Raw genomic sequence first — 26,136 nt, forward strand, 5'->3', positions numbered from 1 at the left:
GTACGCAGACGTGAAACGCCGCATCTGAGTACGTTCTGAGTAGCCGGACTCATGCCGTGCCAGGTGACGCCGACCACACTCCAGGGCATGACGCACATCCCGCCCCCGGCCGAGGAGTTGCGGCTCCTCGACACTGAGCTGTGGCACCTGGACGCCCGCCGAACCCAGCTGCTGGCCCGGCGCGCCTGGCTGGTCACCGCGCTTCAGCCGGTACGGCCGCTCCCTCCGGCGCCCGCGGGGCCGCCCCGCCCGGACGCCACTGCCCCGGGCGTGCAGAACGTCCTCCTCCTGCTCGGGGGCGTTTTGCTCACCATCGCGGCGATGGTGTTCACACTGGTCAGCTGGGGTCATCTGGGGATCGCCGGCCGGGCCCTGGTGCTCGGCGCCGTCACCCTGGCGGCGCTCGCCGCGCCCGTGGCGCTGCTGCGCCGGGGCCTGCGTTCGACCGCCGAGTCGGTGGCGGCCCTCGGACTCGCGCTGACGCTGCTGGACGCGTACGCCCTGTACGAGGTCGCGTTCACGGCGGCGGACGGCGTGACGTACACGGCTGCCGCGGCGACGGTGCTGGCCGCGGTGTGGGCGGCGTACGGCATGGCGCTCGCCGCCCGCCCGGCCGCGGTCACCCTGCGTCTCCCGCTTCCCGCCGCCGTCGTCGTCGGACAACTCCCGCTGCCGCTTTGGGTGTTCGCCGCCGGGGGCGGGCCCCACACGATCACGGCCGCGGTGCTGCTGACTGCCGCGTTCGACACGGTTGTCGCGCTCCGGGTGTCCGTGCGGTCCGTACGTCTCGTCGCCGTCGGCGGCGCGTTCGGCACGGGCGGCGTGGGCGCACTGGCGACCGGCCTCATCTCCCTCGATGCGGCCGGTCCGAGCGCCGCCGCCCGTGCGGCGGCGCTCTTCTTCCTCGCGGCGGCGATCGCGCTGGGTGCCGCGTGGTTCACCCCTCGGCCGGGGCTCGCGACGGGCACCGCGGTGGCGGGCGGCGTGCTCCTGGTCGCCGGGGCCGGGGGTGTCCTGCGCGCCTCACTGCCCGGCGAGTGGCTGGTGCCCGCGTATCTGGCGTGCGGGATCGCGCTGTTGGGGGCGGTGCGAGGCATCCCCGCACCGGCGGCCGTACGGGGCTCGCTCCCGGAACCGGTACGCCGGGGTGTCACCGGGGCCTCCGGGGCCGTGCAGGCGTGCGCGGTGCTGTGGACGCTGCCGGTCGTCGGTGTCGCACTGCTGGGGCCGGCCACGTGGGTGTGGCGCGCATGGTCCGGTGCTCCGGCCGACGCCCGCGACGCGGCGACGGCCGACGCCCTCTGGCCGCCGCACGCCGCGACGGCTCCGCTCGTCCTCGCCGCGGTCGCCGCGCTGGCGGCCCTGGCGTTTCGCGGCACGGAGCACCGGCCCCGGGCGCTGACGGCCGCGCTGACCCTGGCCTGGGCGGGGGTGATCGTCGTCCCGCCGGCGCTGGAACTGCCGTACGCCGTCGGCCTGGTGACGTACGGGCTGTCAGCGGTGGCTCTCCTGGGGTTCGTGACACGGACGGCGACGGGGCTCGCCCTGCTCACCTCCGTCTGCCTCGGCTTCCTCTCCCTGGCCGCCGAACCGGCGACCCTCGCCGTGCTCGCGTCGCTGACCGTCCTGTTCGCGGTGGCCGCGTGGCGGCAGCGCCTCGCCCCCGTCTCCGCCGCCGCCTCCCTCATGTACGCCACCGGGCTCATGTGCGCCGTGGGTGCTTCGCTTGACTGGCCGCCGCAGCACACCGCGCTGCTGGTGCTCGCCGTGCCCGTGGCCGCGGCCCTGGTCGCACCGCGGGGCGGCGGGGCCGCCGTCACGGTGGCCGTCGAGGCGGCGGGAGCGGTCGCGGCCCTTGTCGCCGTGGGCCTCGCGGCGGTCACCGACCCGCCCGTGCTGGCGCTGGTCCTCGCCCTGTGCGGCGTGATCGCCGCCGGTACCGCCGTACGCGCCGACCGCCGCCCCGTCGGCTACGCGGCCGCCGCCCTCTTCCTGTCGGCCACCTGGGTACGGCTGGCGGCCTGGGACGTGGGGACCCCGGAGGCCTACACATTGCCGGTCACGGTCCTCGCGCTGCTCGTCGGCGCCCTGCGCCGGCACCGCGATCCCGCGGCGTCGTCCTGGACGGCATACGGCCCCGGTCTGGCCGCCACCCTGCTGCCGAGCCTCCTCGCGGCATGGGGCGACGCCCACTGGACGCGCCCGCTGCTGCTGGGCACCGCGGCACTGCTGGTGACGGTGCTGGGCGCCCGGCACCGCCTCCAGGCCCCGCTCCTGCTCGGCGGCTCGGCGCTCGCGCTGGACGCGCTGCACGAACTCGCCCCGTATCTCGTCCAGGTGACCGACGCACTCCCCCGCTGGGTTCCCCCCGCCGTCGCCGGACTGCTGCTGCTCGCCCTCGGCGCGACGTACGAGCAGCGGCTGCGGGACGTCCGCCGGGTGCGGGAGGTCCTCGGGAGGATGAGCTGACGGGCGGTTACCGCATCCTGCCGCCCGGCAGCGGTCGGCCTTGGTGGCGTTGCCACCTCGCCGCCTTCGTGACCCCGGCACGGAAGTTGTCCAGGCTCAGGTTGCCCGCGTCCACCCGGGACTTGAGGCCGAGAAGGATGCCTCTCTCGTCGTACTGCCGAGGAAATCCAACGGCGTTCCGGAAAACGCCCGGGGGATTTCCACCGGCCGCGTGTGTCTGGAACTTCTCCCAGAAAGACACATACTCCTGGAAGTCCGTCTTCACCTTGATCTTCGGGTACTTCTTCTCGAAGAGCGCGATGGCCGCGTTGATCCTTCGCCCGCTCGTCGGCACCTCACCACGGGTAACGGATCGTCACCGTCCCGTGGGCCCTCCCCCGCAGTGTCACTGCCGCTTGCCATGGATCGTCGTCCGGGCGGTGGGGACTTGGGAGTGCGGGCGCGGTGATACCCGGTGGCCGGAGGAGGACTGCCTCGCCCACCTCGCCGGCCGGCCCTTCCTCCTGCGCCGACGGGACCTGTTTCCACACGCGCCGACCGCGCGCGCACGACGACGGCCCGCCTGCTCTCTCGCAGACGGGCCGTCGCATCCGGGTGGGCGATACTGGGTTCGAACCAGTGACCTCTTCGGTGTGAACGAAGCGCTCTCCCACTGAGCTAATCGCCCGGGCGCAGGAAGAACATTACCCCATGTCAGGGGGTGCCTGTGACCAGCGACGACCGGCCGGGCAACCCCCTTGGCGGGTCACTGGTCCTTGATCTTCCACGGCATCTCGAAGCCGAACTTCCACACGTAGACGCCGACGAGTACGGCCACGATCACGAGGCCGATCACCGTAAGGGTGATGTTGCGCCGACGCACCCTGGGATCGAGGGCGCGCTGGGCCGCCTCGGTGACTTTGCGCTTGGTCCAGCGGAGCACCAGCTGGGCCCAGACGAACTCGGTCGCCCAGATCGCCATGCCGCCGAAGATCACCACCCAGCCGGGCCCGGGCAACACCAGCATGGTGACGCCGGCGGCGACGACCGCGAGCCCGATGATGAAGACGCCGACCTGCCAGCTGACGTGCAGCATCCGGCGCGCCTTGATGAATTCCGGCGCTTTCGAGCCGAGCCCCTGCTCGCTCTTCGCCCCGTCCGTCTTCGTCTCGTCCGACGCCACGGCCACCTCGCCCGGCTCGTCACTCCCCGTATTCATACGGCCAAACCCTACCCGACGGAAACCAGTCACCGGAATGGTCGTACCGTGCGAACGGGTTCTCGGCCGGAAGAGTTACGTAAAGACACGCAAAACACTCAGAGGGGTTTACAACGGCACCGTAGGTGGCATGTCGATTTCGCCGACGTGCGAATCCCCGAGCGCACACTGAGCGAAAGGCCCTGGCGCTTATGAACACCACGGTCAGCTGCGAGCTGCACCTGCGCCTCGTTGTGTCGAGCGAGTCCTCCCTGCCTGTCCCCGCAGGCCTGCGGTACGACACGGCCGACCCCTACGCCGTGCACGCCACCTTCCACACCGGAGCCGAGGAGACCGTCGAGTGGGTGTTCGCCCGCGACCTCCTCGCGGAGGGCCTCCACCGGCCCACCGGCACCGGCGACGTCCGTGTCTGGCCCTCGCGCAGTCATGGCCAGGGCGTCGTGTGCATCGCCCTGAGCTCTCCTGAGGGCGAGGCCCTGCTCGAAGCCCCGGCGCGGGCCCTGGAGTCCTTCCTGAAGCGGACGGACGCGGCCGTGCCGCCCGGCACGGAACACCGGCATTTCGACCTTGATCAGGAACTCTCGCACATCCTGGCGGAAAGCTAGGGCGAGACCCCACAGAGCCGCCCGGCGCCGTCCACTCGGGGAGACGGCTCGGGCCCAGACAGCCGGAATACGGCACCCGGCCGACGCCGTCACCGCGGGATCGCTCCGCGGGGGCGGCGTCGGTTGCGTCAGGTGGGGGTGCGCGGGTGTGCGGACTGCCCGGCCCGGAGTTGTGGATGCGCCGTCGGAGGTGGCTGGGGGCAGGTCGCGCAACCCGGCGTCGGCGGGGTGCCGCCCTCTGCGGGACAGGCGCCGCCCCAGCGGCACGCCTGCCCGTGGCTGGAGGAGCGCCGGCCGTCCAGGGCACGGCGAGCAGCAGCCGCCCCGGCACAACAGGCACCAGCCGCCCCGGCAGGAGGGCACGAAGCGCCCCATCAAGCAGGACCCCGGTCGTCGGACTCCAGCCCCGCCCGGCACAGCCGCCACCAGCCGACCCCGGCCGGGGCGGTCACCGGCGGTCCCGGCACGACGGCCACGAGGCGCCCGCGGCGCAGCCGGCACGAGCCGGCCCCCGGGCACGACGGGCGGCGGCCGTCCCGGCACGACAGGCACCAGGCGCCCCACCAAGGTGCCGACAGCACACCCGGCTGCCCGCGGCACAGCGGGCAGGACCAGCCGCCCCCGGGCACGACGGGCGGCGGCTGTCCCGGCACGGCGGGCACCAGGGGCCCCAGGAGCCCGGCCCCCCAACCGGACCGGCGGCTGCCCGGCACGGCGGGCACCAGCCCGCCCCCGGCAGGGCGGGCGCTCTGGCCGGTGGGTGGAACGGCCACCTGTCGGCCGTGGACGCGCGAGGCGCGGGTGTCGGCGCGGTGTGTGCAGGGGATCCGGACCGCCGGGAACCCCCGTGTGGTCCGTGCCGTTGTATCGGCAAGCGCGGGAGGGCCGGTGTCGGGGGTTCGGGAGCCACTACCATCGGCCAGCATCGGCGGGCGCCCGCCCGTCCCCCAGGCCAGGGAGCGAAAACGTGCTGATCACCCACGACACCCGGTGCGCACTCGACACCGTGGTGGATCTGGTGAACACCGCACCGGAGGACGACGCGACACCGGACGCGCTGCCGGACGTGGCGGCCCTCGAGGATTTTGTACGAAACCACGAAGTCAGTGATGTCAGGACGCTTTCGGAGTTCGACCTCTCGGCGGTGCGCAAGATCCGCGGGCGGTTCGCCGCGGTCTTCGCGGCCCCGGACGCCCGGGCGGCCGCCGGGCTGATCAACGAACTGGTCGCCGCCGCGGGCACCACCCCCCGGCTCACGGACCACGACGGCTACGACTGGCATGTGCACTACTTCGCACCCGGCGCCTCCGTCGCCGACCACCTGGCCGCCGACTGCGGCATGGCGCTGGCGTTCTTCGTGGTGGCCGGTGAGCAGGAGCGGCTGCGGCGCTGCGAGGCCCCCGACTGCCGGCGCGCGTTCGTCGATCTCTCCCGCAACCGCTCGCGGCGTTACTGCGACAGCCGCACCTGCGGAAACCGCCTGCACGTGGCCGCGTACCGGGCCCGGCGCAAGGAGGCGGCGGGCTGACGCCCGCGAGACGTCGGTGTGTCGTGGCCCCCGGCGGGTGGCGCCGGGAACCACGGGTACGGCTCACAGCATCAGCAGGTCGTGCAACGAAGCCATGAGCAGCAGACACCCGATCACCGCAAGGAAGATCATCAGCGGTGGCTGGGAAAGGGCGAAGAGGCACCCGCGCGGCTCGTCCTGCGGCGGCGCGGGCTCGCTCTGTGTCGTGTCCAGCATCTCGCGGCGATGATGACGCAGCGGGCGCTCATGGCGCGATCAACACGCCCGGGAGGAGGGGGAGTTCGTTGGAATCCGTGAGTTTCGGTTCAGCTCGTGATCGTTTGCGGACGCGCGCCGACCCGCTGTGTCGTTTCGGTCCGTTCCCCGGCCGTCATATGCCGTGCTTCTTGAGAATGGCCTCGATGTCGCTGAAGTCGTCGGCGGACTCGGCGCGCGGTGGGGTCGTGGGGCGGGCCGCCGGACGAGCGCCGGACCCCAGCGAAGGCGCCGAGGCCGCGGGAGCCACCGCGTCGCGCTGCGCGGCGCCCTTGGCCTCCTTGCGCTCCTTGCGGGTGACGCCGCGGCGGCGCTCCACGGCGCGCGTGGTCGCGAACAGCGCCCAGGCCGCGCCGAGCACGCCGAAGCCGGCCCAGGCCGTGGGGCTGAAGGCGGTGTCGGCGGCCCACTCGACCACCCCGGTCATCACCAGCCCGAGGGGGACGAGGGCGTAGGCGGCGATACGGGCGGCCGCCAGGAAGCGCTTGCGGTACGCCGTGACCGCCGCGATGCCCAGGCCGGCCGCGGACACGGCGGAACAGACGGTCTCGGCAATCATCCGGTCCTCCAGGCAGGGCTCGGTCGGGCAGGGACCACTTCGTCCCCTCCATCCTGCACCGCCCGGTGCCCGCCCGGCCATGTTCCGACCGGACATCAGGGACATCTCCGGGTCGGCTCCTCCGCAGGTGCCGGTCGGGACCGTACCGATTCGGTCCTCCGAGCCCCGGCTGGGAGACTGTGCCCATGAGTGACTCCTCCCCCGGCCGTTCCGCAGCGCCGGTCCTCGACGTCTGGTGCGAACTGCAGTGCCCGGACTGCCGCAGCGCCCTGGACGACCTTCGCGCCCTGCGCGCCCGTTACGGCGACCGTCTGGAGCTGCGGCTGCGGCACTTCCCACTGGAGAAGCACAAGCACGCGTTCGCCGCGGCGCAGGCCGCCGAGGAGGCCGCGGAGCAAGGTCAGGGCTGGCCGTACGTGGAGGCCGTGCTCGGCCGGGTCGAGGAGCTGGAACGCGGGGGCGAACCCTTTCTGATCGAGGTGGCCCGTGAACTCGGCCTGGACGCCGAGGAGTTCGACACCGCGCTGATCGACGGCCGGCACATCCTGATCGTCGACGCCGACCAGGCCGAGGGCAAGGCGATCGGCGTGACCGGCACCCCGACGTACGTAATCGGCGGCGAGCGCCTCGACGGCGGCAAGAGCCAGGAAGGGCTGCGCGAGCGCATCGAGGAGATCGCGGACCGGCTGCTGGCCGAGCGCGCGTGAGGTGAGCTCAGAGCAGGTTCTTGTACATCGAGTACCCGACGGTCACATACCCCAGTGACTCGTACAGCCGTTCGGCAGGGGTGTTGCCCGCGAAGACGTTGAGGCCGAGGACATGTCTGCCGGCGGCCAGCGTCTGGGCCTCGGCCAGCAGCATCAGGGAGCGGCCGTGGCCCCGGCCGCGGTGGGGCTCGTCCGTCTCGACGCCGAAGACGAACGCCTTGTCCCCGATGACGGCCAGCCAGAGGCAGCCGACTCGGGTGCCCTCGTGCTCCAGGACGCTGAGCAGCATGTCCTCGGTGGCCAGGCCCCGCGGCAGCAGCAGCGCGTGGTCCCGCTCCGCCTTGGCCCACGCCTCGTCCTCGGGCACGCCGCGGTCGGTCCAGTCCCGGGCGTAGTCCGCGATGCCGTGCTCGTTCCACGGCCCGTACTCCGCCTCGGTCATGGGTCTGCCCCGGCTGCCCCGGGGCAGTTCGGGCACGGTGGAGCCGAGTCGCTTCTCCATGCCCCGGTTGCGATGGACGTAGCCGAGCGCTGTGGCGAGCCGCAGCGCGGCCTCGGCCTCGGCCGGCACCCTGATCTCCAGCTGCCGGCAGCCCCAGCCCCGCGCGACCTCCTCGGCGGCGAGAGCGGCGACGGCGCCTCGCCCGCGCCCGCGGTCCGGCTCCTCGATACGCAGGTCCTCGATCCGGGCGACGGCAGGCCCGAAGGAGGGGTGCGTCGCGAGGTGTATCGCGCCGACGGGACGGCTGTTCACGCACACCTGGTAGTGGCGCGACAGCGCCCCGTCGGCGGCACGCTGGAGCGGCTCGTTCGGCCGCAGGGTCGTGGTCATCACCGATGTTCTACCCATTGCCGCGCGCCAGGTCAGTCCAAATGTTCCGGGCCTTCACGGATCGAGGTCGTCCCCGGCCCGCTCGTCGAAGATCCGCATGGCCTTGGCGGTCACCGGGCCCGGCGCACCGGGCAGTTCGCGGTCGTCGGCCCGGTGCACGGCCTGTACGTCCCGCAGCGTGGAGGTCAGGAAGACCTCCTCCGCGCGTTCCAGGACGTCCAGCGGCAGGTCGGTCTCCTTGGCGCCGGTCCACTCGACGGTCAGTGCACGGGTGATGCCGGCGAGGCAGCCGGAGGCGAGCGGCGGGGTGTGGATCTCGCCGTCGAGGACGACGAAGACGTTGGACCCGGTGCCCTCGCAGAGCTGCCCGACCGTGTTGCCGAACAGCGCCTCGGAAGCGCCGTGTTCGTGGGCGCGGGCGAGTGCGACGACGTTCTCGGCGTACGAGGTCGTCTTCAGGCCCGTGAGGGCTCCGCGCTCGTTGCGGATCCAGGGGACCGTGATCACGGCCGTGGAGTCCGGGCGGCGGGCGGTCTCGCCGAGGGCGACCACGAGGGTGGGGCCGTGTTCGCCGCGGTCGGAGCCGAGCGGGCCGTGCCCGCCGGTGTACGTGATCCGCAGCCGGCCGAGCGGCATCGGGTTGGCCTCGAGGACGGCGGCGCAGGCGCGGCGGACCTCGTCGTGGTCGGGGTCGGGCAGGCCGAGACCACGGGCGGAGCGGGTCAGCCGGTCGAGATGGCGGGTGAGCGCGAACGGCCTGCCGTGCACCGCCTTCACCGTCTCGAAGATGCCGTCGCCCACGGTCAGCCCGTGGTCGAAGACGGAGACACGGGCGGACTCGGTGTCCTGCAGCCCGCCGTCGAGCCATAGCTTCACTGGTCTTTACCTCGTGATGTTGCGCCAGACACGTCCGGCACGTCTTTTCGGCCGGGGGTCCGTGGGTCGTCCCCCGGATGGGCACGGCACGTCAGTCCGTCTTCAGTCACCTCGTACGCTCCCGACGCTACCGCGAGCAGCCGGGACGCCTTCAGTTCGGTCTCCCGCCACTCCCCCTCGGGATCCGAGCCGTAGGTGATACCGGCGCCGGTGCCGAACCGCAGCGTCCCTTCCGCGCGGTCGATCCAGAAGGTGCGGATCCCGACGGCGAGCGCACCCGTTCCCCGGTCCGCGTCGACCCAGCCGATGCCGCCGCAGTAGGGGCCCCGGGGCGCCGTCTCCAGCGCGTCGATGATCCGCACGGCGCTCGACTTGGGCGCGCCGGTGACCGAGCCGGGCGGGAACGCGGCGGCGAGCAGCTCGGGCCAGCCGGCGTCCGCGCGCAGCTCGCCGCGGACGAGCGACACGAGATGCACCAGTCCCGGATGCTTCTCGACCACGCACAGGTCGGGCACGGTGACGCTGCCCGTCACGCAGACCCGTCCGATGTCGTTGCGGACGAGGTCCACGATCATCACGTTCTCGGCGTAGTCCTTCTGCTGAAGGTCCGCCTCGGTCCGCCCGGTGCCCTTGATCGGGCCGGACTCGACGGTCCGGCCGTCCCGGCGCAGGAACAGCTCGGGGGACGCGGTGGCTATCTCGACGCCGTGCTCGGGCAGGCGGATCGTTCCTGCGTACGGTGCGGGGTTGCCGCGCGCCAGGAGGGCCGTCAGTGCGTCCACGTCGGCGTCGGGTGCCACGGGCGCGGAGAGGACCCGGCAGAGGTTCGCCTGGTAGACCTCGCCGGCCGCGATGTGCTCGCGGATCCGCCGTACGCCCGCCGTGTACTCGGCACGGTCGAGGGACGTCGTCCAGTCACCGGCCGCCGGCCCGCGCCACCTGCCCGGCACCGGGGCGGGCACGGGCTCTCGCCGTACGTCCCTGAAGCGGGCGCAGGTCAGACCGCCCTCGTAGTCCGCGCAGACGGCCCAGAAGCCGGTGGAGTCCAGGGCCGAGGGATCGCTGGTGACGTCGAGGAGACCCGTGGCGACACGGTCGCCGAAGCGGGCGAGAGGAGGGAGGCGGAGCACGCCTCGAGTCTATGGCGAGTGTCCGGCACATGGTCTGACCACGTCCTTCCCGGTGCCCTGACCACGTCGGTGAGCAGGTGCAGCGCAGCACGCTGCACAAACGCGTTTTTGTGCTGGCCCGGGAATCCGCTAGAGTTCAACACGTCGCCGGGCCGCGCAAGCGGAACGGAAACGACAAGCGGACGTAGCTCAGTTGGTAGAGCGCAACCTTGCCAAGGTTGAGGTCGCCAGTTCGAACCTGGTCGTCCGCTCGCAGGAAGTGGGGGATCATCCCGAACCCCTGCGCTCCTGGTGGAGTGGCCGAGAGGCGAGGCAACGGCCTGCAAAGCCGTCTACACGGGTTCAAATCCCGTCTCCACCTCCAAGGACGATTAGCTCAGCGGGAGAGCGCTTCCCTGACACGGAAGAGGTCACTGGTTCAATCCCAGTATCGTCCACTGGCCCGGCTCACCGGGTCCCCGCGCGATTAGCTCAGCGGGAGAGCGCTTCCCTGACACGGAAGAGGTCACTGGTTCAATCCCAGTATCGCGCACGCAGTACGCACGATCAGCAGGTCCGACCTGCGCGATTAGCTCAGCGGGAGAGCGCTTCCCTGACACGGAAGAGGTCACTGGTTCAATCCCAGTATCGCGCACCAGCCGAAGCCCCCGGCCGTCTTGTACGGCCGGGGGCTTCGTCGTCCCTCCGGTCAGGAGGAGAAGAGCATGTGGCCGAAGCTCTTGTGGCGGTGGTGGCCGCCGTGGTGACCTCCGTAGTGGCCGCCACCGTGCTGGGCGCCCCAGGCGGGGGCCTGAGGAGCCGGGTACGCCTGCGGGGCGCCGGGGGGCGGCGGGGCGGGCTGGGACCACTGGGACTCCAGGCGGGTCAGCGCCTCCAGCTCGCCGTAGTCGAGAAAGATGCCGCGGCAGCCGCTGCACTGCTCGATCTGGACGCCGTTGCGGTTGTAGGTGTGCATCGGCGCATGGCACTTCGGACACTGCATGTCGGCTCAACTCCTCGCCGGTAGGTCCTGCTTCGTGTTTCGCCAGGACAGACTCTGTCCGGCTGTGGTCGGTTGCACCCTACTTCGCGAGTCCGGCAGCCAACTGCGGCGGGGCCGAACCCATTCGGTCACAGGCGTCGACGACGGCCTCCTCCACCTCGTCCAGGGGCCGGTCGGCCGCGACGGCCTTGGCGACGGCCCGTGCGGCGGTCTGCGCGGTGAGGGCGCGGGCCGGCACGTCCAGGGCGGGCCAGGGGTCGCCGTCCGCGGGCACCGCCGGGCCGCCCGCGGCGCGGTAGGCGGCCAGGAAGCGGGCCCACTCCTCGGGCGGGAGCAGGCCGCAGGCGTACCAGGCCGCCGGGCGGGCCAGGTCCCAGGCGGGGACGCCGGTGCCGAGGTCGTCCACGTCGATGAGCAGCCAGGATCCGTCGGGGGCCGGGTGGCGGACGAGCTGGCCGAGGTGGAGATCGCCGTGGCAGAGGGTCGTGGTGTCCGGCATGGGGGCCATCGCGCGGGCCCAGCCCGGGAGGGCGGACCAGGCGCGCAGGACGGGGGCGGTGGCGGGGTGCGCGGCCGCTGCCCCGCGGAGCCGGGAGACGGCGCGGGCCGCCTTGGCGGGGCCGCGCATCGGAGGCAGGGCGGCCGGGGCGGGGGTGCGGTGGAGGACGGCGAGGAGCGTGGCGGCCTCCTCCCAGGGAGCCGCGTCCGGGTCGTCCGGATCCACGGGGGCACCGTACGGCCAGAACGTCACCGGGCGACCGTGCAGGTCGAGCGGCGCCGGGCTGAGCGGGGGCAGGAGGATGCCGGGGAGGCGGGTGGCGGCGGTGAGGCGCAGGGTGAGCTCGGTGAGAGGCGTGTCCGGGGCGTGGGCCTTGGCGACGGTGTCCGCGTGGCGGACGACGGTGGCGTCGGGGCGGTCGGCGAGGGTGGTTGCCCCGCAGGGGCAGGCCGCGGCCGCCGAGTGGGCCTTGGCCTCGGCTCTGGCGGCCAGCTCGGAGAGGAGGGGGTCGGCGGTCACGGGGCTCCCTGGAGCGTGCGGGTGTGCTCGCGAGGGTACGCAGGGGCTCGGCCGGGGTGTCAGGCACCCGGCGCTGTGGCTGCGGGGGTGGAGCGCGGCCCGGCGCTGGCGGGGTGCCGCCCCCCTTTGAGACGTGCGCCGCCGCAGCGGACGCCCGCCCGCAGTCGAGCGGGCCCGGCTGCCCGCAGCCTGACGGCGCCGGTTGCCGACAGCCGGACGGATCGACTGCCCGCAGCCTGACGGCACGACTGCCGCAGCATGCCGACGCCGACCGCCCACAGCCAGACGGCACGACCACCACAGCCAGACGGCGCCCACGGCCCACAGCCTGACGAAACGACCACCCACAGCCAGACGAAACGACCACCCACAGCCAGACGGCACGACTGCACGAGCATGCCGGCGCCGACCGCCCACAGCCTGACGGCATCGACCACCCACAGCCAGACAGCACGACCACCACAGCCAGACGGCATCGACCACCCACAGCCTGACGAAACGACCACCCACAGCCAGACGGCGCCGACCACCCACAGGCAGACTGCGTGAACCCACAGGCAGACGGCGCCGACCGCCCACAGCCAGACCGCGTCGGCTGCGCACCGGGGCCGACCTGGCGGCGCAGAGCGGAGGCAGCTGCGCCCGCAAACGCCGGCCGCCGCAACGACCCCGTATGCACCGCAACCATCGATGGAGCAGCCCCCACAGCCGACAGCCACCTCCGCGAGAGCGGCGCTGGTTCAGGCGCGGGACACAGCAATGCCGGCGCAGCTCCCCAGCTGCGCCGGCATTTGTGCCGTCCGTCGCACCCCCGTCCCCACGGGGTTTCATGGGTGGATGTCCCCGCCCGGACCGCTCTTCCGGGCCTGGGGTCGCCGCTCAGCGCCCCAGCATCACGCCCACGGACGACGCCTGTGTGGCCACCGTCTCCCAGCCGTCGAAGACGAGGAGGAGCAGGGCCGCCAGGGGGAGAGCCATGAGCGTCGCCACCAAGGGGTGGCGGCGGCCCTGCCGGCGGGGGCGGAGCACGGGGGCGTACGCCTTGCGCTCCTGGGTGCGGATCAGTGTCCGCGGTGCCGTGTGGGCCATGGTCCCTCTCCTGACCTTTCTCAGTTGTCGTTGGCAGCGGCGGGCGTCTGACCTCGGGGGACGAGTGCTGCCACCCGCCGCTTGACCTCAAATCTAGGCGTCCGGCGCCCGACGCACGTCATGCCCTCGTACCGATTGGCGGGCCTCCCCGAGGATGAGCCGTGACCTGCGATGTACTCCCCTGGGTGGAGACGGGGTCCTAGGTCTCGGGGTCTTCCCGGAGGGGGCGTCCGGAGTGCCCCGATGTTTCCGAGCCGTCCTCGCGCGGCACCGGCTGTTCGACCAGGGCCAGGACCCGCGTGGCCATGAAGCGGGCCGTGCGGACCACAGAGCCGCTGCGGGTGACTTCGCTCACTTCCACGACACCTCGGCGTACCGCCGTCTCCACCCGGCGGCCCGCTCTGCTCGCCACCACCTCGTATGTGCGCGTCGTGTCCCCTGCGTCAACGACTATCTCCACGCGGTCACCCTTCACGGGTTTAATCCCCCTTCTGCGACTGGTGGTTGGGATCACAGACAGACCAAACCCCGCCTGTACCCGGGCTCCCTGACCACCCTTCAAGTCTCCCACCCGGCACTGACAATCGATCGGGCCGAGAGGGCGCGGCCTCTGCGCGCGGACGGGCGTGGAAACGTAAGCTGTGCCACGTCACACGGACCGGGCAGCGGGGATGAACATGGCGATGATGCGCCTGAGGCGCGAGGACCCGCGCGTCGTCGGCTCGTTCAGGCTTCACAGACGGCTCGGCGCGGGCGGGATGGGCGTGGTCTATCTCGGCTCCGACCGCAAGGGGCAGCGGGTCGCGCTGAAGGTCATCCGGCCGGACCTGGCTGAGGACCAGGAGTTCCGTTCGCGGTTCGCCCGCGAGGTCTCGGCGGCGCGGCGGATTCGCGGCGGGTGTACGGCGCGGCTCGTCGCGGCGGATCTCGACGCGGACCGGCCGTGGTTCGCCACGCAGTACGTGCCCGGCCCCTCCCTGCACGACAAGGTCGCCGACGAGGGTCCGCTGGGCGCGGCCGATGTCGCCGCCATCGGGGCCGCCCTGTCGGAGGGGCTGGTCGCCGTCCACGAGGCCGGGGTCGTGCACCGTGACCTGAAGCCGTCGAACATCCTGCTCTCGCCCAAGGGCCCGCGGATCATCGACTTCGGCATCGCCTGGGCGACGGGGGCCTCGACGCTCACGCACGTCGGCACGGCGGTCGGCTCGCCGGGCTTCCTGGCGCCGGAGCAGGTGCGCGGCGCCGCGGTGACGCCCGCCACGGACGTGTTCTCCCTCGGCGCGACCCTGGCGTACGCGGCGATGGCCGACTCGCCCTTCGGGCACGGCAGTTCAGAGGTGATGCTGTACCGCGTGGTGCACGAGGAGGCGCAGCTGCACGGCGTGCCGGACGCACTGGCTCCGCTTGTCCGGGCCTGTCTGGCGAAGGACCCCGAAGAGCGGCCCAGCACGCTCCAGCTGTCGATGCGCCTCAAGGAGATCGCAGCCCGGGAGGCTCAGGGGGTCGCCGACACGCGGCCGCCCGCGCCGCGTTCCGGCGAGGCGGACCGGCACACCGGCCGGCTCGCCGACCCGTACCCGGAGCGGTCACCCCAGCGCCGTCCGCAGGGACAGCAGGGGGCGCCGGGAACCACCCCCCCGCCGCGAGGTGCCGCCCCACCGTCTCGCAGTCCCTCTACTTCCAGAGGCAACAGCAGCACGTCACGGGGCGGCAGCAGCACGTCACGGGCCGGCACGCCGTCCCGGTCCGGGGCGCGTCCCACGCCGGCATCGCGGAACACCACCCGCTCCGGCAGCGGGAGCCGGCCCGCGCAGCGCAGCGGGACGGGCCGTCCGGCGCCCAGAACGACGGGGACCGGGCGGCGGCCCGCCAATCCGCGGTTGCTGCGTCAGCGGCTGTTCGTCTTCGTGGTGGTGACGCTGCTCGTGGCGCTCGGCATCGCCGCGGCGCAGGGCTGCCAGGGGCCACCGCGGGGGCTCGGGGGCGACGGGGACCTCGTACGAAAGCAGCAGGAGCGGACGGACGTGCGGCCCGATCGCGGCTCTTTCGAGGACGCGAAGCTGATGTCGGAGCGGTTCACGTCGACGTTCCAGAAAACGGATCAGCTCTCGGGCCCGGCCCGTCCGACCGCGCAGATCCAGCTCCTGGAACGAGACCCCGGTGGCCAGTAACAGCGAAGGCAGCCTCGTGTTCTCGTCATGAGTCGCGTCACCTCTCATGGTGTAACAGCGATCTTCGCCGCAGCTGTGCCGGGCGGATGTCGCTCTGCGCGTTGGTGGTCCATTGCCCGAGCTCACGGGTCAGCCGGCGCCGTACGTCGGCCCGCCGGTACCACCGGTCCAGCGTGTTGCCGTGGTTGCCCCTGTAGCCCTCGTACTCGGACTGGCAGGGCGTCAGACTCGTGTTCGGGGTGGTGGCGCACACCTCGTAGTCGCGGACGTGCAGCATCTCCTTCGCCCCGGCGAGTGCCGGCACCTCGCGTCCGGCCACTGCCGGTGGTGTGACCCGGTCACTCCACCGACCGGGCGGCGTACGGGGCTACAGCCCTCAGCCGGCGGCCTTCAGCGCGCCGGCGGCCCGGAGGCGGGCGCCGTTCGCCTTCTTGAGGCCCGTCAACTGCTCGGAGTTCTGGTCGATCAGCTGCTTCTGGTAGGCGGACTCGACCGCGAACCAAACGCCCACCAGGTTGGTCTTCTCCTTGCACCGGATGTCGGTCGTGGCGGTGTCGATCGTCCGGGCGCTCGTACTGCCGGAGAGACCCGGATCGGCCAGCGGGGCGAGCGGGTCCCTGTAGTCGTATCCGCTGTCGGCCATGCAGTCGGACCACGCACGGGTCACTTTTCGCACCCGGGAGTCGGACTTCGACCGGTCGAAGGACTGGAACGACAGCTGCTGGGCCAGGCCCGGGTCCGTTCCGGCGGGAGCGGCGGTGCCCAGGGACTGGTCGGCCTGGGCCACGCAGCCGCCGTCGGGGACCTTGAGCCCCTTGATGCTGGACCTTCCCTTGCCGAACAGGACGGTCTGCGCGTCGACGCCGAGGCTCGGTTTCGCGGGGGGTTTCTGCAGCGCGGGGTCACGGTTTCCCAGCCCGTAGCCGTATTCGGCCGCAGCCGACGCGTCGGTGATCCCGTACCGCCGTTCAGTTGCGCTGCGCGGCCCGTAGTTGGCGGCGGGCTGCTGGACCGAATAGCCGAATCCGAACCTCCGCATGCACCGGTCGATCAGGACGACCCGGGCCCGGTCCAGATCACGCAGTTGGCGGTCGGTGAGCAGATAATCCTGTAGCGGGAGCCGGAGATCCGCCGCGGCGACGATCCGGGGAATGGTCGGAACCGCCGGTTCGGAATTGTTCTCGCTCCCTGGGCCGGGGGAGCAGGAAGTGATCGCGCTGAGCGCGAGAAGGGCGGTGCACACTGCCGGCCCGGACCGTCCTAACGCTGAGCTTACGAGTGGCTTGCGAAGGTAGACAGGCATAGCGAACTCCGCGAATCTCGGTTAGGAACAAACAGTCGGGTGCCCTGCCCAGCTGCAATGGGCAGGGCACCTGGCCTTGTGCGGTGTTTCCTGTTGTGCGGCGGTGACGCGTCAGTTCGGTGTCGGGATCAGCGTCAGCTGAAGTACGCCGACGACACCGTGTTCTTGTACGTCGCGTTCAGGTTGCCGTACCCACCCGGCGAAATGTAGCCGCAGGAACCGCCGTAGTTGTAGCCGGTGCACACCCACCAGGTGTAGGTGTCGCGGTTCCAGTCCGACTCGGTGTTGTTGTCCGCCCTGATCGTGGTGCCGGGGAAGTAGTCGTTGCTGAAGTCGGAGTCGGAGAAATACAGGTCGAAGACCGGCGTCCCGTAGTTGCTGAGGTAGTAGAGCCCCAGCTCGCCGACCTCGACGACGCCGTTCTTGTGGGTGGCGGCGGACGCCGATCCGGCACCCGCCATTCCGATTCCGCCGAGTGCGGCGACCGCCGCGCCGGTCGCGACGGCGCGGCGGAGCTGCCGCCTGAAGTTGGTTCGCACGATTGTTCCTCCAGAATTCGAGCCCTGCTGGCGTTGTTCCGTCCCGTCCCGTCCGGGACGGCCAGGCATAGCAATGGCACCAGATCGTGCAGCGGCCAGCTATTGGCCGTTGGGACAGTTCTGCACGTGGTAGACGTAGGACACCAGTGCGGCCTGAAATCGTCCGGCGACGCCAAGCTTTGACACGATGCTGGCAATATGGGCCTTGACTGTCCGCTCGGTGATGTAAAGAGCGCGGGACACCTCACGATTGGACGACCCCGTGGACAACAGCCGGAACACATGCCACTCGCGTGCGCTCAACAACTCGACTCTTTCGAGCACGGACACTCTGTCGGCCTTGGCGCAATGCAACCGAAAGAGCGCACAGCTCTGGCACCCGTAAGAGACGTCCATTCTTCCCCCCGGTTCTTCGGTTCCTTGGGATCCACACCGGGTCTGGGCTGCCCCACAAAGCCACCGGGCTCCCTGCGACGCCGGCTGAATGAACCCCATTCAGGCTACAGGCAGGGGATAAGGGCGCGCCAGAAGAATGTAATAGATCTACGAATTCCGCTGTTTTTAAGCTATTTTTCGTCACCATCAGGAGGCTGTGCGGGCAACGCGACCCGGACCGTAAGCCCTCCTCCGGTACGCGCCACGGCGCTCGCCTCGCCGCCGTGCCCGCGGGCCACCGAACGCACGATGGACAGTCCCAGGCCCGTGCCCTGCGCTGATCCGACCCGGTCGTCGAGCCTTCGGAACGGTTCAAAGAGCGCGGGGACCTCGTACGGCGCCACTTCGGGCCCGCTGTTGTCCACCGTGAGGCGGACGGTGTCGCCGCCGTGGCCGCCGCAGACCACGCGTACCCACCCGCCGTCGGTGTTGTACCGGATGGCGTTCTGCACCAGGTTCAGCGCCAGGCGCTCCAGCAGCACCGGATCCCCCTCCACCGGTGCCGGGGCTGCCTCCAGAGTCAGCGTCACCCCGGCCCGCCGGGCATCCGGCTGGGCCAGGTCCGCCACCCGGCGCACCACCGCGGTCAGATCGACGGGCACGGGATCGGCCACTGCGTGCTGGGACCGGGCCAGGGTGAGCAGCCCGTCGATCAGCCGCTCGTGGCGGGCATTCACCGCCAGCAGGTTCTCGCCGAGCTGGGCGACCTGGGGCGGGGCGTCGGGGCGGCCCATCGCCACCTCCAGCAGCGTCCGGTTGATCGCCAGCGGGGTCTTCAGTTCGTGGGAGGCGTTCGCGACGAAGCGCTGCTGCCCTTCGAAGGCGGCGTCCAGCCGGCGCAGCATGTCATCGAACGTGTCGGCGAGTTCGCGCAGCTCGTCGTGCGGACCGGTCAGCCCGATCCGCTCGTGCAGGCTGCGGTCCGCGACCCGTCGGGCGGTGGCCGTGATCCGGCTGATGGGGCGCAGGGTGCGGCCGGAGACCAGCCAGCCGATCAACAGTCCGCCGGCCGCGAACAGGCCGAGGGCCACCGAGCCGCCGACGATGAGCGGCTTGAGCGTCCGTTTCCGGAAGTCGGCGCGGAGCTGCTGCGCGGCCTCTCGCGCCTCCTCTTTGTACGCGGTCAGGTCCTCGTTCCCTGCGCTCCCCGACGGAGCGCCGCTCAGCACGGGACTGGGTGCGGAGCCCACGTCGGCACTCGAAGGCGGGGTGGCGTCCGGCATCCTCGCGGGAGCGGTGGCGGACGCCCCGGGCGGCGGGTACACGGACGAGATGTCGATCGGCTGGGTGGCGATGATCCGATCCAGCATGACGTACGTGACCAGCAACAGCGTGACGCCGGAGAGCATCACCAGCCCGCCGTACAGCAGGGTCAGCCGGACGCGGATGGTCCGCTTCGGCGGATCCACCACGCCCGAGGCCACACCCGGATTCCTGCCCCGGCCGGAACCCCTCACGGAACCACTCACGGGATCCGGTATCCGAAACCCGGAACGGTCTGCACGACCTGCGGCGCGCCGAGCTTGCGGCGCAGAGTCATCACGGTGACGCGTACGACATTCGTGAACGGGTCGATGTTCTCGTCCCAGGCCTTCTCCAGGAGCTGCTCGGTGCTGACCGCGCTGCCTTCCCCGCGCAGCAGCTCCTCCAGGACGGCGAACTCCTTGCGCGACAGCCCCACGTACCGCCCGTCCCGGTAGACCTCCCGGGGCCCCGGGTGCAGCGAGATTCCGGCCCGCGCGAGCACCGGTGGAGTGGCGGGGCGGGCCCGCCGGCCCAGTGCCCGGACACGGGCGACCAGCTCGCCGAAGGCGAACGGCTTCGGCAAGTAGTCGTCGGCGCCGAGGGAGAGCCCGGCGATTCGGTCGGCGACCTCGCCGGCTACGGTGAGCATCAGGATCCGGGTGTCGTAGCCCTTCTCGACCACCGTGCGGCAGACCTCGTCGCCGTGCACCCGAGGCAGGTCCCGGTCCAGCACGAGAACGTCGTAGTCGTTGACGCCCAGCCGCTCCAGGGCCGCGGCGCCGTCGTAGGCGACGTCCACCGCCAGCGACTCCCGCCGCAGCCCTTCCGCAATCGCCTCGGCGAGCAACTCCTCGTCCTCGACGACGAGTACGCGCACGGCGGCCCACCTCCCCCTCAGTCCCGGGCGATGCTGCCCGAGCGCGCATAAGACGCCCATAAGCACCAGTCCTGACAGTGGACTTATATGCCGTCGGATGTCCTCTTCTACCCACGCACCGAAAGCACGGGGAGAGATCTTGACATGACCGGACAAAGCATGGACCGCGTGCGCCACGCCGGACTCCTCACAGCCGTACCGCTACTCGTCCTCGTCTTCGGGGTCGTCGGCTGCAGCGGGTCCGACGACGGGCCCGGGGTGGCCACCGCCGAGAAGTCGGACGATGCCGGCCGCTCGCAAGCCGACGACGACGAGCAGGCCCAAAAGTACGCCACGTGCATGCGGGAGCAGGGCGTGGTGATGAAGGAGACGTCCGAGGGCACGGCCGAGGTCGACAAGGAGAAGACCTCGATCGAGAAGATCATGTCGGCGACCGAGAAGTGCCGCGCGCTGCAGCCCGCCGCCTCCGCGCCGCCCCGGCTCTCGCCCGACGAACTCGAGAAACGCGGCCGGTACGCGGCCTGTATGCGCGAACACGGCCTGCAGGCCTACCCGGACCCGGACCCGCAGACCGGCGAGTCCGCGCTCAGCGATGCCCTCGCCAGGCAGATCAAGACCGACCCGAAGGCGCACAAGGCGCTCGAAGCCTGCCGCAACCTCCTGCCGCGGACCGGCGGCGGGTCGGTGAACGGCGGATGACCGCAGTCGGACGGCGCCACCGTCATACGCGAGTCCTGGTCGGCGGGACGGCGGTGGCGGCCATCGTAGCGGCGGTCACGACCGCGGCCCTCGGTTTCGGGGGCGGGGAGTCCGGTGCCACGCCGCCGCCCCGCGACACGCCCGCCGCCACCGCCCATGTCGTACGCCGCACCCTCACCGACGCGACGAGCCTGTCCGGTCGGCTGGACTACGGCGCCGCCGCCCCCGTCGTCTCCCGGGCGACGGGCACGGTGACCTGGCTGCCGCCGGTCGGCAGCCTTGTCGGGCGCGGCGGCGTGCTGCTCCGCGCCGACGACAGACCGGTGCTGCTGCTCTACGGAGCGCTGCCGATGTACCGCGCGCTCGCCGAGGACGCCAAGGGCCCGGACGTGCTCCAGTTCGAGCGCAATCTGCAGGCGCTCGGCTATACCGGGTTCGACGTGGACGAGAAGTTCACCGAGTTCACCGCCGACGCGGTGAAGCGCTGGCAGCGCAACCTGGGACTGCCCAGAACCGGTTCCGTCGGCATGGACCAGGTGATCTACGGGCCTGGCCGGGTGCGTATCGCGCAGCATTCCGTCCGCCTCGGCGCGTCGGCGGACGCCCAGGTGCTCACCTGCACCAGCACCACCAAGGTCGTTACGGCCGATGTCCAGACCACCGACGCCGGCTGGGCTGTCAAAGGAACGAAGGTGCAAGTCAAGCTGCCGAGCGGCGCGGCGCTGGCGGGGACGGTGACGGCGGTGGGTGACGGGGAGACGGAGGGACTGGGGGATTCGGGGGAATCTGTCGGCGGGACGTCGGGCGGGCAGGGCTCGGACGGCGAGTCAGGGTCCGGGAGCGGGTCCGGATCTCAGGACGACACCGTCACGGTCACGATCGACATCACCAAGCAGAAGGCGCTGCGCGGGACGGACCCGGGAACGGTCGACATCCGCTATACGGCCGAACGGCGCGAGAACGTCCTGGCCGTTCCGGTGGTGGCACTGCTCGCGCTCGCGGAGGGCGGCTACGGCCTTGAGGTCGTCGAGAATTCCGGTGCCGGCACGGGACCCCGTACGCGCATCGTGCCCGTACGGACCGGGCTCTTCGCCGAGGGCCTGGTCGAGGTGCGCGGCCCGGGGATCACCGCCGGTGCGACCGTCGGGATGCCGGAATGAGCACCGGGACGAGCCCCGGGCCGGACACCGTGACGAACGTGGCCGAACTACGCGGCGTGTCCAAGACCTACGCCGGCGGCGTTACCGCACTGCGCGGCGTCGACCTCGACATCGGTTACGGCGAACTACTCGGCATCGTCGGCCCGTCCGGCTCCGGCAAGTCCACGATGCTGCACATCATCGGTACTCTCGATCAGCCCTCGTCCGGCATGGTGCGGATCGACGGGTACGACGTGTCGCGCCTGACGGACCGTCAGTTGTCGGCGTTGCGGGCGGAGCGGATCGGCTTCGTCTTCCAGCAGTTCCACCTCGCGGTGGGGGTGCCGGTGCTGGACAATGTCGCGGACGGGCTGCTCTACGCCGGCGTGACGCTGCGCGAGCGCCGCGCGGCCGCCGATGCCGCGCTGACCCGGGTGGGCCTCGGCCATCGGCTCGGCCATCTGCCGCACCAGCTTTCCGGCGGCGAGCGGCAGCGGGTGGCGATCGCCCGCGCGGTCGTCGGCGAACCCGCCCTGCTGCTGGCCGACGAGCCCACCGGCAACCTGGACTCCGCGTCCGGCGCCGGGGTGATGGAGGTGCTGCGGGACCTGCGAGCGGGCGGTACGACGGTCGTCGTCATCACCCACGACCGGGAGATTGCCGCGGATCTGCCCCGTCAGGTGCATGTACGTGACGGCCTGTTGACGGACAGCGCCAACGCACTCGCGCCCGGCGGGGAAGGCAGCGCATCATGACGAAGACACCTCGCAAACCGCAACGGGAGCCAGCACGCACCCCCCCATCCCACGCCCGGCTGCGCCCCGCGGACGTCGCCCGGGTCGGCGCTGCCGGTCTGCGCGCCCGGCCGCTGCGGGTCTTCCTCTCCGCCGTCGGCATCGCGATCGGGATAGCGGCCATGCTCGCGGTCGTCGGCATCTCCGCCTCCAGCCGTGCCGACCTCGACCGCACCCTGGACCGGCTCGGCACCAACCTGCTCACCGTCAGCCCTGGCAGCACCATGTACGGTACCGACGCCCAACTGCCCAAGACATCGGCCCTGATGCTCGACCGCATCGCCCCGGTCCGTTCGGTCTCCGAGGTCGGCCGGATCGACGCGCATGCGTACCGCAACGACCACGTCCCCAGCGGCCAGACCGGCAGCATCGAGGTCTTGGCGACGCGCTCCGACCTACTGCGCACCCTTGGCGGCAAGGTCACCAGCGGCACCTGGCTGAACGCCGCGACCGCCCGGTATCCGGCAGTCGTCCTCGGGGCAAAGGCCGCACGGCGGCTGGACGTGCGCACGCCGGGGGTGCGGATATGGCTGGGCGACGCGTGGTTCGGCGTCGCAGGGATCCTCGACCCCGTACCGTTGGCCAAGGAGTTGGACACGGCGGCGCTGGTCGGCTGGCCGGCCGCTCAGCGCTATCTGGGGTTCGACGGGCACCCGACCTTCGTCTACGTCCGGTCCGCCGAGCCGTCCGTGGAGGCCGTACGCTCCGTGCTCGCCGCCACCACCAATCCCGAGGCGCCCAACGAGGTGCGCGTCTCCCGGCCTTCGGACGCGCTCGCCGCCCAGCGCGCCACCGACCGGACGCTGGGCGCCCTGCTCCTCGGGCTCGGCGCCGTCGCCCTGCTTGTCGGCGGCATCGGGGTGGCGAACACCATGGTCATCTCCGTGCTGGAACGCCGCCCGGAGATCGGCCTGCGCCGCTCGCTCGGCGCGAGCCGCGGCCAGATCCGGCTGCAGTTCCTCACCGAGTCACTGCTGCTGTCCGCGCTGGGCGGGGTGGGCGGCGTACTGCTCGGCGTCGCCGTGACCGCGGGATACGCCGCCACCCAGTCCTGGCCAACCACGGTCCCGCCCTGGGCGGTGGCCGGCGGCCTCGGCTCGACCCTCCTGATCGGCGCGGTCGCCGGGCTCTATCCGGCAGTCCAGGCATCGCGACTCTCCCCGACGGAGGCGCTGGCCGCGCCGTGAGCGGACGAGCTCCTGGTCGGCCGGTGGACCGGCCGACCAGGGCACCGGGCCTTGACGGTCCCTGCCGCTCTGCTGTGCTTGTTCGCGTCAGAGCCTGTGTCACATCCCCGGCCGGACGGCACCCGGCCGGGGATGTGACAGGGGCTCTCGGTCCGTGCGCCGCAGCTGCCGTCGGGCAGGACGCCCTCAGGGAGGCGACCGTCGATGGGGCTACCGGAGCCTCGTCGCATAGAAGGCCACGGCGGAAGCTGCGGCGACGTTGAGGGAGTCCACTCCTGCGGCCATCGGGATCCGGGCCCGCTCATCGGCTGCGCGCAGGGCGTCGATCGACAGTCCGTCGCCTTCGGTACCGAGCATCAGGGCCAGCTTCTCGTACCGGCGAGCGGCTAGTTCGTCAATCGTGATCGACTTCTCGGAGAGGCACAGGGCAGCCGTCACGAAACCGTGCTGACGCAGCACCTCGATGTCCTTCGGCCAAGAGGTCAGCCGGGTCCAGGGGACGTGGAAGACAGCGCCCATCGACACCTTCACAGCCCGCCTGTAGAGGGGGTCGGCGCAGCGCGGCGTGAGGAACACGGCGTCCACGCCCAGAGCAGCCGCGTTGCGGAAGGCAGCCCCCAGATTCGCGTGATCGACCATGTCCTCGAAGATGGCGACGCGCTGACCTGCAGTCCTCCGCAGACCCGAAGGCAACATCGCGCCGACGTCGGTGTGGTCGTTGGCCGACTCCATGGCCACGACCCGGTGAGCCGTCTGCAGCAGTTCGGCAGCCGTCGGAAGCGGCTTGCGCTGCATGGAGGCAAGGGCGCCGCGGTGCACGTGGTAGCCGGTGACCCGCTCGGCGAGTTCCGGGCTGACCGCGTACACCGGGGCCGGGAGCTCGTCGATGACGTCGCGCATGACGTCGACCCACTTCGCCGACAGCATCATCGAACGCATCTCGTATCCCGCGTCCTTGGCCCGGCGGATGACCTTCTCGCCCTCGGCGATGAACAGGCCCTCGGCGGGTTCGCGTCTGCGGCGCAGCTCGACGTCGGTCAGGCCCGTGTAGTCGCGCAGGCGTGGGTCGTCGGGGTCCTCGACGGTGATGAGATCGGCCACAGGGTGATACTGCCTTGTCCTCGGTGCGGTGCCAACGGCCGTGAACGGGTTGGAGTTACCCGGGGTTACTCGGCCGGTTGCGCGGAACTCGGCACACCCACGTTGACGACCTCGCCGATGACGATGACCGCCGGGGGCTTGACCTCCTGCGTCCGCACCGTCTCGGCGACCGTGGCGAGGGTCGCGTCGACGCGGCGCTGCGCGGCCGTCGTGCCCTCCTGGATGAGCGCGACCGGGGTGTCCGGGGACTTGCCGTGGGCTACCAGGGTCTCGGCGATCCTGCCGATCTTGTCGACGCCCATGAGGACCACGAGCGTGCCGGTGAGCTTAGCCAGGGACGGCCAGTCGGCCAGGGACCGCTCGTCGTCGGGGGCGACGTGACCGCTGACCACCGTGAACTCGTGTGCGACCCCGCGATGGGTGACCGGGATACCGGCCGCGCTCGGCACCGAGATGGAGCTGGAGATGCCGGGCACGACGGTGCACGGGATGCCTGCCTCGGCAAGCGCCAGAAGCTCCTCCATGCCGCGGCCGAAGACGTAGGGGTCGCCGCCCTTCAGCCGTACGACGGACTTGCCCTGCTTGGCGTGCTCGATCAGGGCGTTGTTGATGGCCTCCTGGGCCATGTACCGGCCGTACGGGATCTTCGCCGCGTCGATCACCTCGACGTGCGGCGGGAGTTCGGCGAGCAGGTCGCGCGGGCCGAGGCGGTCGGCGATGACGACGTCGGCCTCGGCGAGCAGGCGGCGGCCGCGGACCGTGATCAGGTCCGGGTCGCCCGGGCCGCCGCCGACGAGGGCGACGCCCGGGGTGCGGGTGCGGTGGTGGGGGGCGACGAGGGTGCCGTCGCGCAGGCCCTCGACCACGGCGTCGCGGATGGCGGCGGTGTGGCGGGGGTCGCGGCCCTTGGCGCTCGTGGTGAGGACGGCGACCGTGACGCCCTCGCTGTGGCCCGTCGCCGGGGTCCAGGCCGTTGCGGCGTCGGCGTCGTCGGAGCGGACGCACCACACCCGGTGCGTCTCCGCCTCGGCGGAGGCGCGGTTGTTCGCCTCCGGGTCGCTGGTGGCGATGAGGGCGTACCAGGCGTGCGCGATGTCGCCGTCGGCGTACGGGCGCCTCTCCCAGGTGATCTCGCCCGCGTCCGCCATCGCCTCGACCGAGGGGGTCGCCTCCGGAGACACGAGGAGGACGTCCGCGCCCGCCGCGATGAGGGCCGGGAGCCGGCGCTGGGCTACCTGGCCGCCGCCGAGGACGACGACGCGGCGGCCGGTGAGGCGGAGGCCTACGGGGTAGGCGGGGTTTTCGGCCATGAGGTGCGGCTCCTCGGACAGGCGTGAGTGGGCGCTGCGGCTCTGGAGCGGCCCTGACGTGCGGATTTTAAGCTGCGGGTTCAGCGTA

The 26,136-nt window shown here is 71.7% G+C and carries 27 protein-coding genes, 6 tRNA genes and 1 pseudogene; 14 read left to right on the forward strand and 20 right to left on the reverse strand.

What is annotated here, in order from left to right; translation table 11 throughout:
- Positions 1-51 precede the first annotated feature (51 nt).
- Positions 52-2,469, forward strand: coding sequence for an SCO7613 C-terminal domain-containing membrane protein (locus tag ACZ562_RS10385; protein ID WP_471176004.1), 2,418 nt, complete (start codon positions 52-54; stop codon positions 2,467-2,469).
- 64 nt (positions 2,470-2,533) lie between these two features.
- Here the strand turns inward: ACZ562_RS10385 and ACZ562_RS10390 are convergent.
- The 3 genes and pseudogenes from ACZ562_RS10390 to ACZ562_RS10400 all read right to left on the reverse strand — a co-directional run.
- Positions 2,534-2,828: pseudogene (locus ACZ562_RS10390) on the reverse strand (extracellular solute-binding protein); the annotation flags it as partial.
- A 236-nt stretch (positions 2,829-3,064) separates the two neighbouring features.
- Positions 3,065-3,136 (reverse strand) — tRNA-Val (locus tag ACZ562_RS10395).
- A 78-nt stretch (positions 3,137-3,214) separates the two neighbouring features.
- Positions 3,215-3,667, reverse strand: coding sequence for a TIGR02611 family protein (locus tag ACZ562_RS10400; protein WP_471176007.1), 453 nt, complete (start codon positions 3,665-3,667; stop codon positions 3,215-3,217).
- Positions 3,668-3,858: 191 nt separating this feature from the next.
- Between ACZ562_RS10400 and ACZ562_RS10405 the strand changes: the two genes are divergently transcribed.
- Together ACZ562_RS10405 and ACZ562_RS10410 are read left to right on the forward strand one after the other, a co-directional pair.
- Entirely contained in the window at positions 3,859-4,272 is a 414-nt protein-coding gene (locus ACZ562_RS10405) for an SsgA family sporulation/cell division regulator (protein WP_004002642.1), read from the forward strand.
- A gap of 967 nt (positions 4,273-5,239) precedes the next feature.
- The gene (locus ACZ562_RS10410; protein ID WP_471176010.1) at positions 5,240-5,800 is read left to right on the forward strand and encodes a CGNR zinc finger domain-containing protein; all 561 of its coding nucleotides are present in this window, start codon (positions 5,240-5,242) and stop codon (positions 5,798-5,800) included.
- Positions 5,801-5,863: 63 nt separating this feature from the next.
- Here ACZ562_RS10410 and ACZ562_RS10415 read toward each other — a convergent pair whose 3' ends face one another.
- Both ACZ562_RS10415 and ACZ562_RS10420 read right to left on the reverse strand, forming a co-directional pair.
- Positions 5,864-6,016, reverse strand: a complete 153-nt coding sequence (locus tag ACZ562_RS10415) for a hypothetical protein (protein ID WP_471176014.1) — start codon at positions 6,014-6,016, stop codon at positions 5,864-5,866.
- A gap of 154 nt (positions 6,017-6,170) precedes the next feature.
- A complete protein-coding gene (locus ACZ562_RS10420) occupies positions 6,171-6,614 on the reverse strand; it encodes a hypothetical protein (RefSeq protein WP_471176017.1) in 444 nt (147 codons plus the stop codon).
- Positions 6,615-6,799: 185 nt separating this feature from the next.
- Here ACZ562_RS10420 and ACZ562_RS10425 point away from each other — a divergent pair, with 185 nt between their 5' ends.
- Complete coding sequence (locus ACZ562_RS10425) at positions 6,800-7,321, forward strand: DsbA family protein (protein WP_471176020.1); 522 nt, start codon at positions 6,800-6,802, stop codon at positions 7,319-7,321.
- A 7-nt stretch (positions 7,322-7,328) separates the two neighbouring features.
- Here the strand turns inward: ACZ562_RS10425 and ACZ562_RS10430 are convergent, their stop codons facing one another.
- The 3 genes from ACZ562_RS10430 to ACZ562_RS10440 are packed head-to-tail and all read right to left on the reverse strand — an operon-like array spanning position 7,329 to position 10,159.
- On the reverse strand, positions 7,329-8,153 hold the full coding sequence (locus ACZ562_RS10430; RefSeq protein WP_471176022.1) for a GNAT family N-acetyltransferase: 825 nt from the start codon (positions 8,151-8,153) through the stop codon (positions 7,329-7,331).
- A 54-nt stretch (positions 8,154-8,207) separates the two neighbouring features.
- Positions 8,208-9,029, reverse strand: coding sequence for an aminotransferase class IV (locus ACZ562_RS10435; RefSeq protein WP_471176025.1), 822 nt, complete (start codon positions 9,027-9,029; stop codon positions 8,208-8,210).
- Complete coding sequence (locus ACZ562_RS10440; protein WP_471176029.1) at positions 9,026-10,159, reverse strand: chorismate-binding protein; 1,134 nt, start codon at positions 10,157-10,159, stop codon at positions 9,026-9,028. Before ACZ562_RS10440 ends, ACZ562_RS10435 begins: the two co-directional genes overlap by 4 nt.
- A gap of 178 nt (positions 10,160-10,337) precedes the next feature.
- On the opposite strand from ACZ562_RS10440, the gene ACZ562_RS10445 reads away from it, so the two are divergent.
- The 5 genes from ACZ562_RS10445 to ACZ562_RS10465 all read left to right on the forward strand — a co-directional run bounded on the left by ACZ562_RS10445 (position 10,338) and on the right by ACZ562_RS10465 (position 10,796).
- Positions 10,338-10,410 (forward strand) — tRNA-Gly (locus ACZ562_RS10445).
- 39 nt (positions 10,411-10,449) lie between these two features.
- Positions 10,450-10,523, forward strand: a tRNA-Cys gene (locus ACZ562_RS10450).
- A 1-nt stretch (position 10,524) separates the two neighbouring features.
- Positions 10,525-10,596: transfer RNA gene (locus ACZ562_RS10455), tRNA-Val, on the forward strand.
- Positions 10,597-10,619: 23 nt separating this feature from the next.
- A tRNA-Val gene (locus ACZ562_RS10460) sits at positions 10,620-10,691 on the forward strand.
- Between the two features lie 30 nt (positions 10,692-10,721).
- A tRNA-Val gene (locus ACZ562_RS10465) sits at positions 10,722-10,796 on the forward strand.
- Between the two features lie 51 nt (positions 10,797-10,847).
- Here the strand turns inward: ACZ562_RS10465 and ACZ562_RS10470 are convergent.
- The 4 genes from ACZ562_RS10470 to ACZ562_RS10485 form a co-directional block, all read right to left on the reverse strand.
- Positions 10,848-11,141 carry a TFIIB-type zinc ribbon-containing protein gene (locus ACZ562_RS10470; protein WP_471176032.1) on the reverse strand — a complete coding sequence of 98 codons (294 nt, stop codon included), beginning with the start codon at positions 11,139-11,141 and terminating at the stop codon, positions 10,848-10,850.
- Between the two features lie 79 nt (positions 11,142-11,220).
- The gene (locus ACZ562_RS10475; protein WP_471176035.1) at positions 11,221-12,159 is read right to left on the reverse strand and encodes a phosphotransferase family protein; all 939 of its coding nucleotides are present in this window, start codon (positions 12,157-12,159) and stop codon (positions 11,221-11,223) included.
- 879 nt (positions 12,160-13,038) lie between these two features.
- Positions 13,039-13,248, reverse strand: a complete 210-nt coding sequence (locus ACZ562_RS10480) for a hypothetical protein (protein WP_471176038.1) — start codon at positions 13,246-13,248, stop codon at positions 13,039-13,041.
- A 199-nt stretch (positions 13,249-13,447) separates the two neighbouring features.
- On the reverse strand, positions 13,448-13,723 hold the full coding sequence (locus ACZ562_RS10485) for a hypothetical protein (RefSeq protein WP_471176041.1): 276 nt from the start codon (positions 13,721-13,723) through the stop codon (positions 13,448-13,450).
- 196 nt (positions 13,724-13,919) lie between these two features.
- On the opposite strand from ACZ562_RS10485, the gene ACZ562_RS10490 reads away from it, so the two are divergent.
- Positions 13,920-15,419: a serine/threonine-protein kinase gene (locus tag ACZ562_RS10490; protein ID WP_471176872.1), complete on the forward strand. Its 1,500-nt coding sequence runs from the start codon at positions 13,920-13,922 to the stop codon at positions 15,417-15,419.
- A 37-nt stretch (positions 15,420-15,456) separates the two neighbouring features.
- Here the strand turns inward: ACZ562_RS10490 and ACZ562_RS10495 are convergent, their stop codons facing one another.
- The 6 genes from ACZ562_RS10495 to ACZ562_RS10520 all read right to left on the reverse strand — a co-directional run bounded on the left by ACZ562_RS10495 (position 15,457) and on the right by ACZ562_RS10520 (position 19,818).
- A complete protein-coding gene (locus tag ACZ562_RS10495; RefSeq protein ID WP_471176044.1) occupies positions 15,457-15,738 on the reverse strand; it encodes a hypothetical protein in 282 nt (93 codons plus the stop codon).
- 57 nt (positions 15,739-15,795) lie between these two features.
- On the reverse strand, positions 15,796-16,662 hold the full coding sequence (locus tag ACZ562_RS10500; protein WP_471176047.1) for a hypothetical protein: 867 nt from the start codon (positions 16,660-16,662) through the stop codon (positions 15,796-15,798).
- A gap of 194 nt (positions 16,663-16,856) precedes the next feature.
- Complete coding sequence (locus ACZ562_RS10505; protein ID WP_471176050.1) at positions 16,857-17,261, reverse strand: hypothetical protein; 405 nt, start codon at positions 17,259-17,261, stop codon at positions 16,857-16,859.
- A 99-nt stretch (positions 17,262-17,360) separates the two neighbouring features.
- Entirely contained in the window at positions 17,361-17,756 is a 396-nt protein-coding gene (locus ACZ562_RS10510; RefSeq protein ID WP_471176052.1) for a response regulator transcription factor, read from the reverse strand.
- 71 nt (positions 17,757-17,827) lie between these two features.
- The gene (locus ACZ562_RS10515; protein WP_471176054.1) at positions 17,828-19,108 is read right to left on the reverse strand and encodes a sensor histidine kinase; all 1,281 of its coding nucleotides are present in this window, start codon (positions 19,106-19,108) and stop codon (positions 17,828-17,830) included.
- Positions 19,109-19,161: 53 nt separating this feature from the next.
- A complete protein-coding gene (locus ACZ562_RS10520) occupies positions 19,162-19,818 on the reverse strand; it encodes a response regulator transcription factor (RefSeq protein WP_471176055.1) in 657 nt (218 codons plus the stop codon).
- A 144-nt stretch (positions 19,819-19,962) separates the two neighbouring features.
- Between ACZ562_RS10520 and ACZ562_RS10525 the strand changes: the two genes are divergently transcribed.
- Genes ACZ562_RS10525 through ACZ562_RS10540 form a run of 4 tightly spaced genes read left to right on the forward strand, consistent with a single transcriptional unit; the run spans position 19,963 to position 23,637 of the window.
- Entirely contained in the window at positions 19,963-20,517 is a 555-nt protein-coding gene (locus ACZ562_RS10525) for a hypothetical protein (RefSeq protein WP_471176057.1), read from the forward strand.
- Positions 20,514-21,677 carry a peptidoglycan-binding protein gene (locus ACZ562_RS10530; protein ID WP_471176059.1) on the forward strand — a complete coding sequence of 388 codons (1,164 nt, stop codon included), beginning with the start codon at positions 20,514-20,516 and terminating at the stop codon, positions 21,675-21,677. Before ACZ562_RS10525 ends, ACZ562_RS10530 begins: the two co-directional genes overlap by 4 nt.
- Positions 21,674-22,411, forward strand: coding sequence for an ABC transporter ATP-binding protein (locus ACZ562_RS10535; protein WP_471176060.1), 738 nt, complete (start codon positions 21,674-21,676; stop codon positions 22,409-22,411). The genes ACZ562_RS10530 and ACZ562_RS10535 overlap by 4 nt, the downstream gene beginning before the upstream one ends.
- Complete coding sequence (locus tag ACZ562_RS10540; protein WP_471176062.1) at positions 22,408-23,637, forward strand: ABC transporter permease; 1,230 nt, start codon at positions 22,408-22,410, stop codon at positions 23,635-23,637. The genes ACZ562_RS10535 and ACZ562_RS10540 overlap by 4 nt, the downstream gene beginning before the upstream one ends.
- A gap of 210 nt (positions 23,638-23,847) precedes the next feature.
- On the opposite strand, the gene ACZ562_RS10545 is transcribed toward ACZ562_RS10540, so the two are convergent.
- Together ACZ562_RS10545 and cobA are read right to left on the reverse strand one after the other, a co-directional pair.
- Positions 23,848-24,738, reverse strand: a complete 891-nt coding sequence (locus ACZ562_RS10545; RefSeq protein ID WP_471176064.1) for a TrmH family RNA methyltransferase — start codon at positions 24,736-24,738, stop codon at positions 23,848-23,850.
- Between the two features lie 65 nt (positions 24,739-24,803).
- Positions 24,804-26,048, reverse strand: coding sequence for a uroporphyrinogen-III C-methyltransferase (cobA, locus tag ACZ562_RS10550; protein ID WP_471176065.1), 1,245 nt, complete (start codon positions 26,046-26,048; stop codon positions 24,804-24,806).
- Positions 26,049-26,136 lie beyond the last annotated feature (88 nt).

This window comes from Streptomyces sp. NPDC040410 (assembly GCF_055595715.1).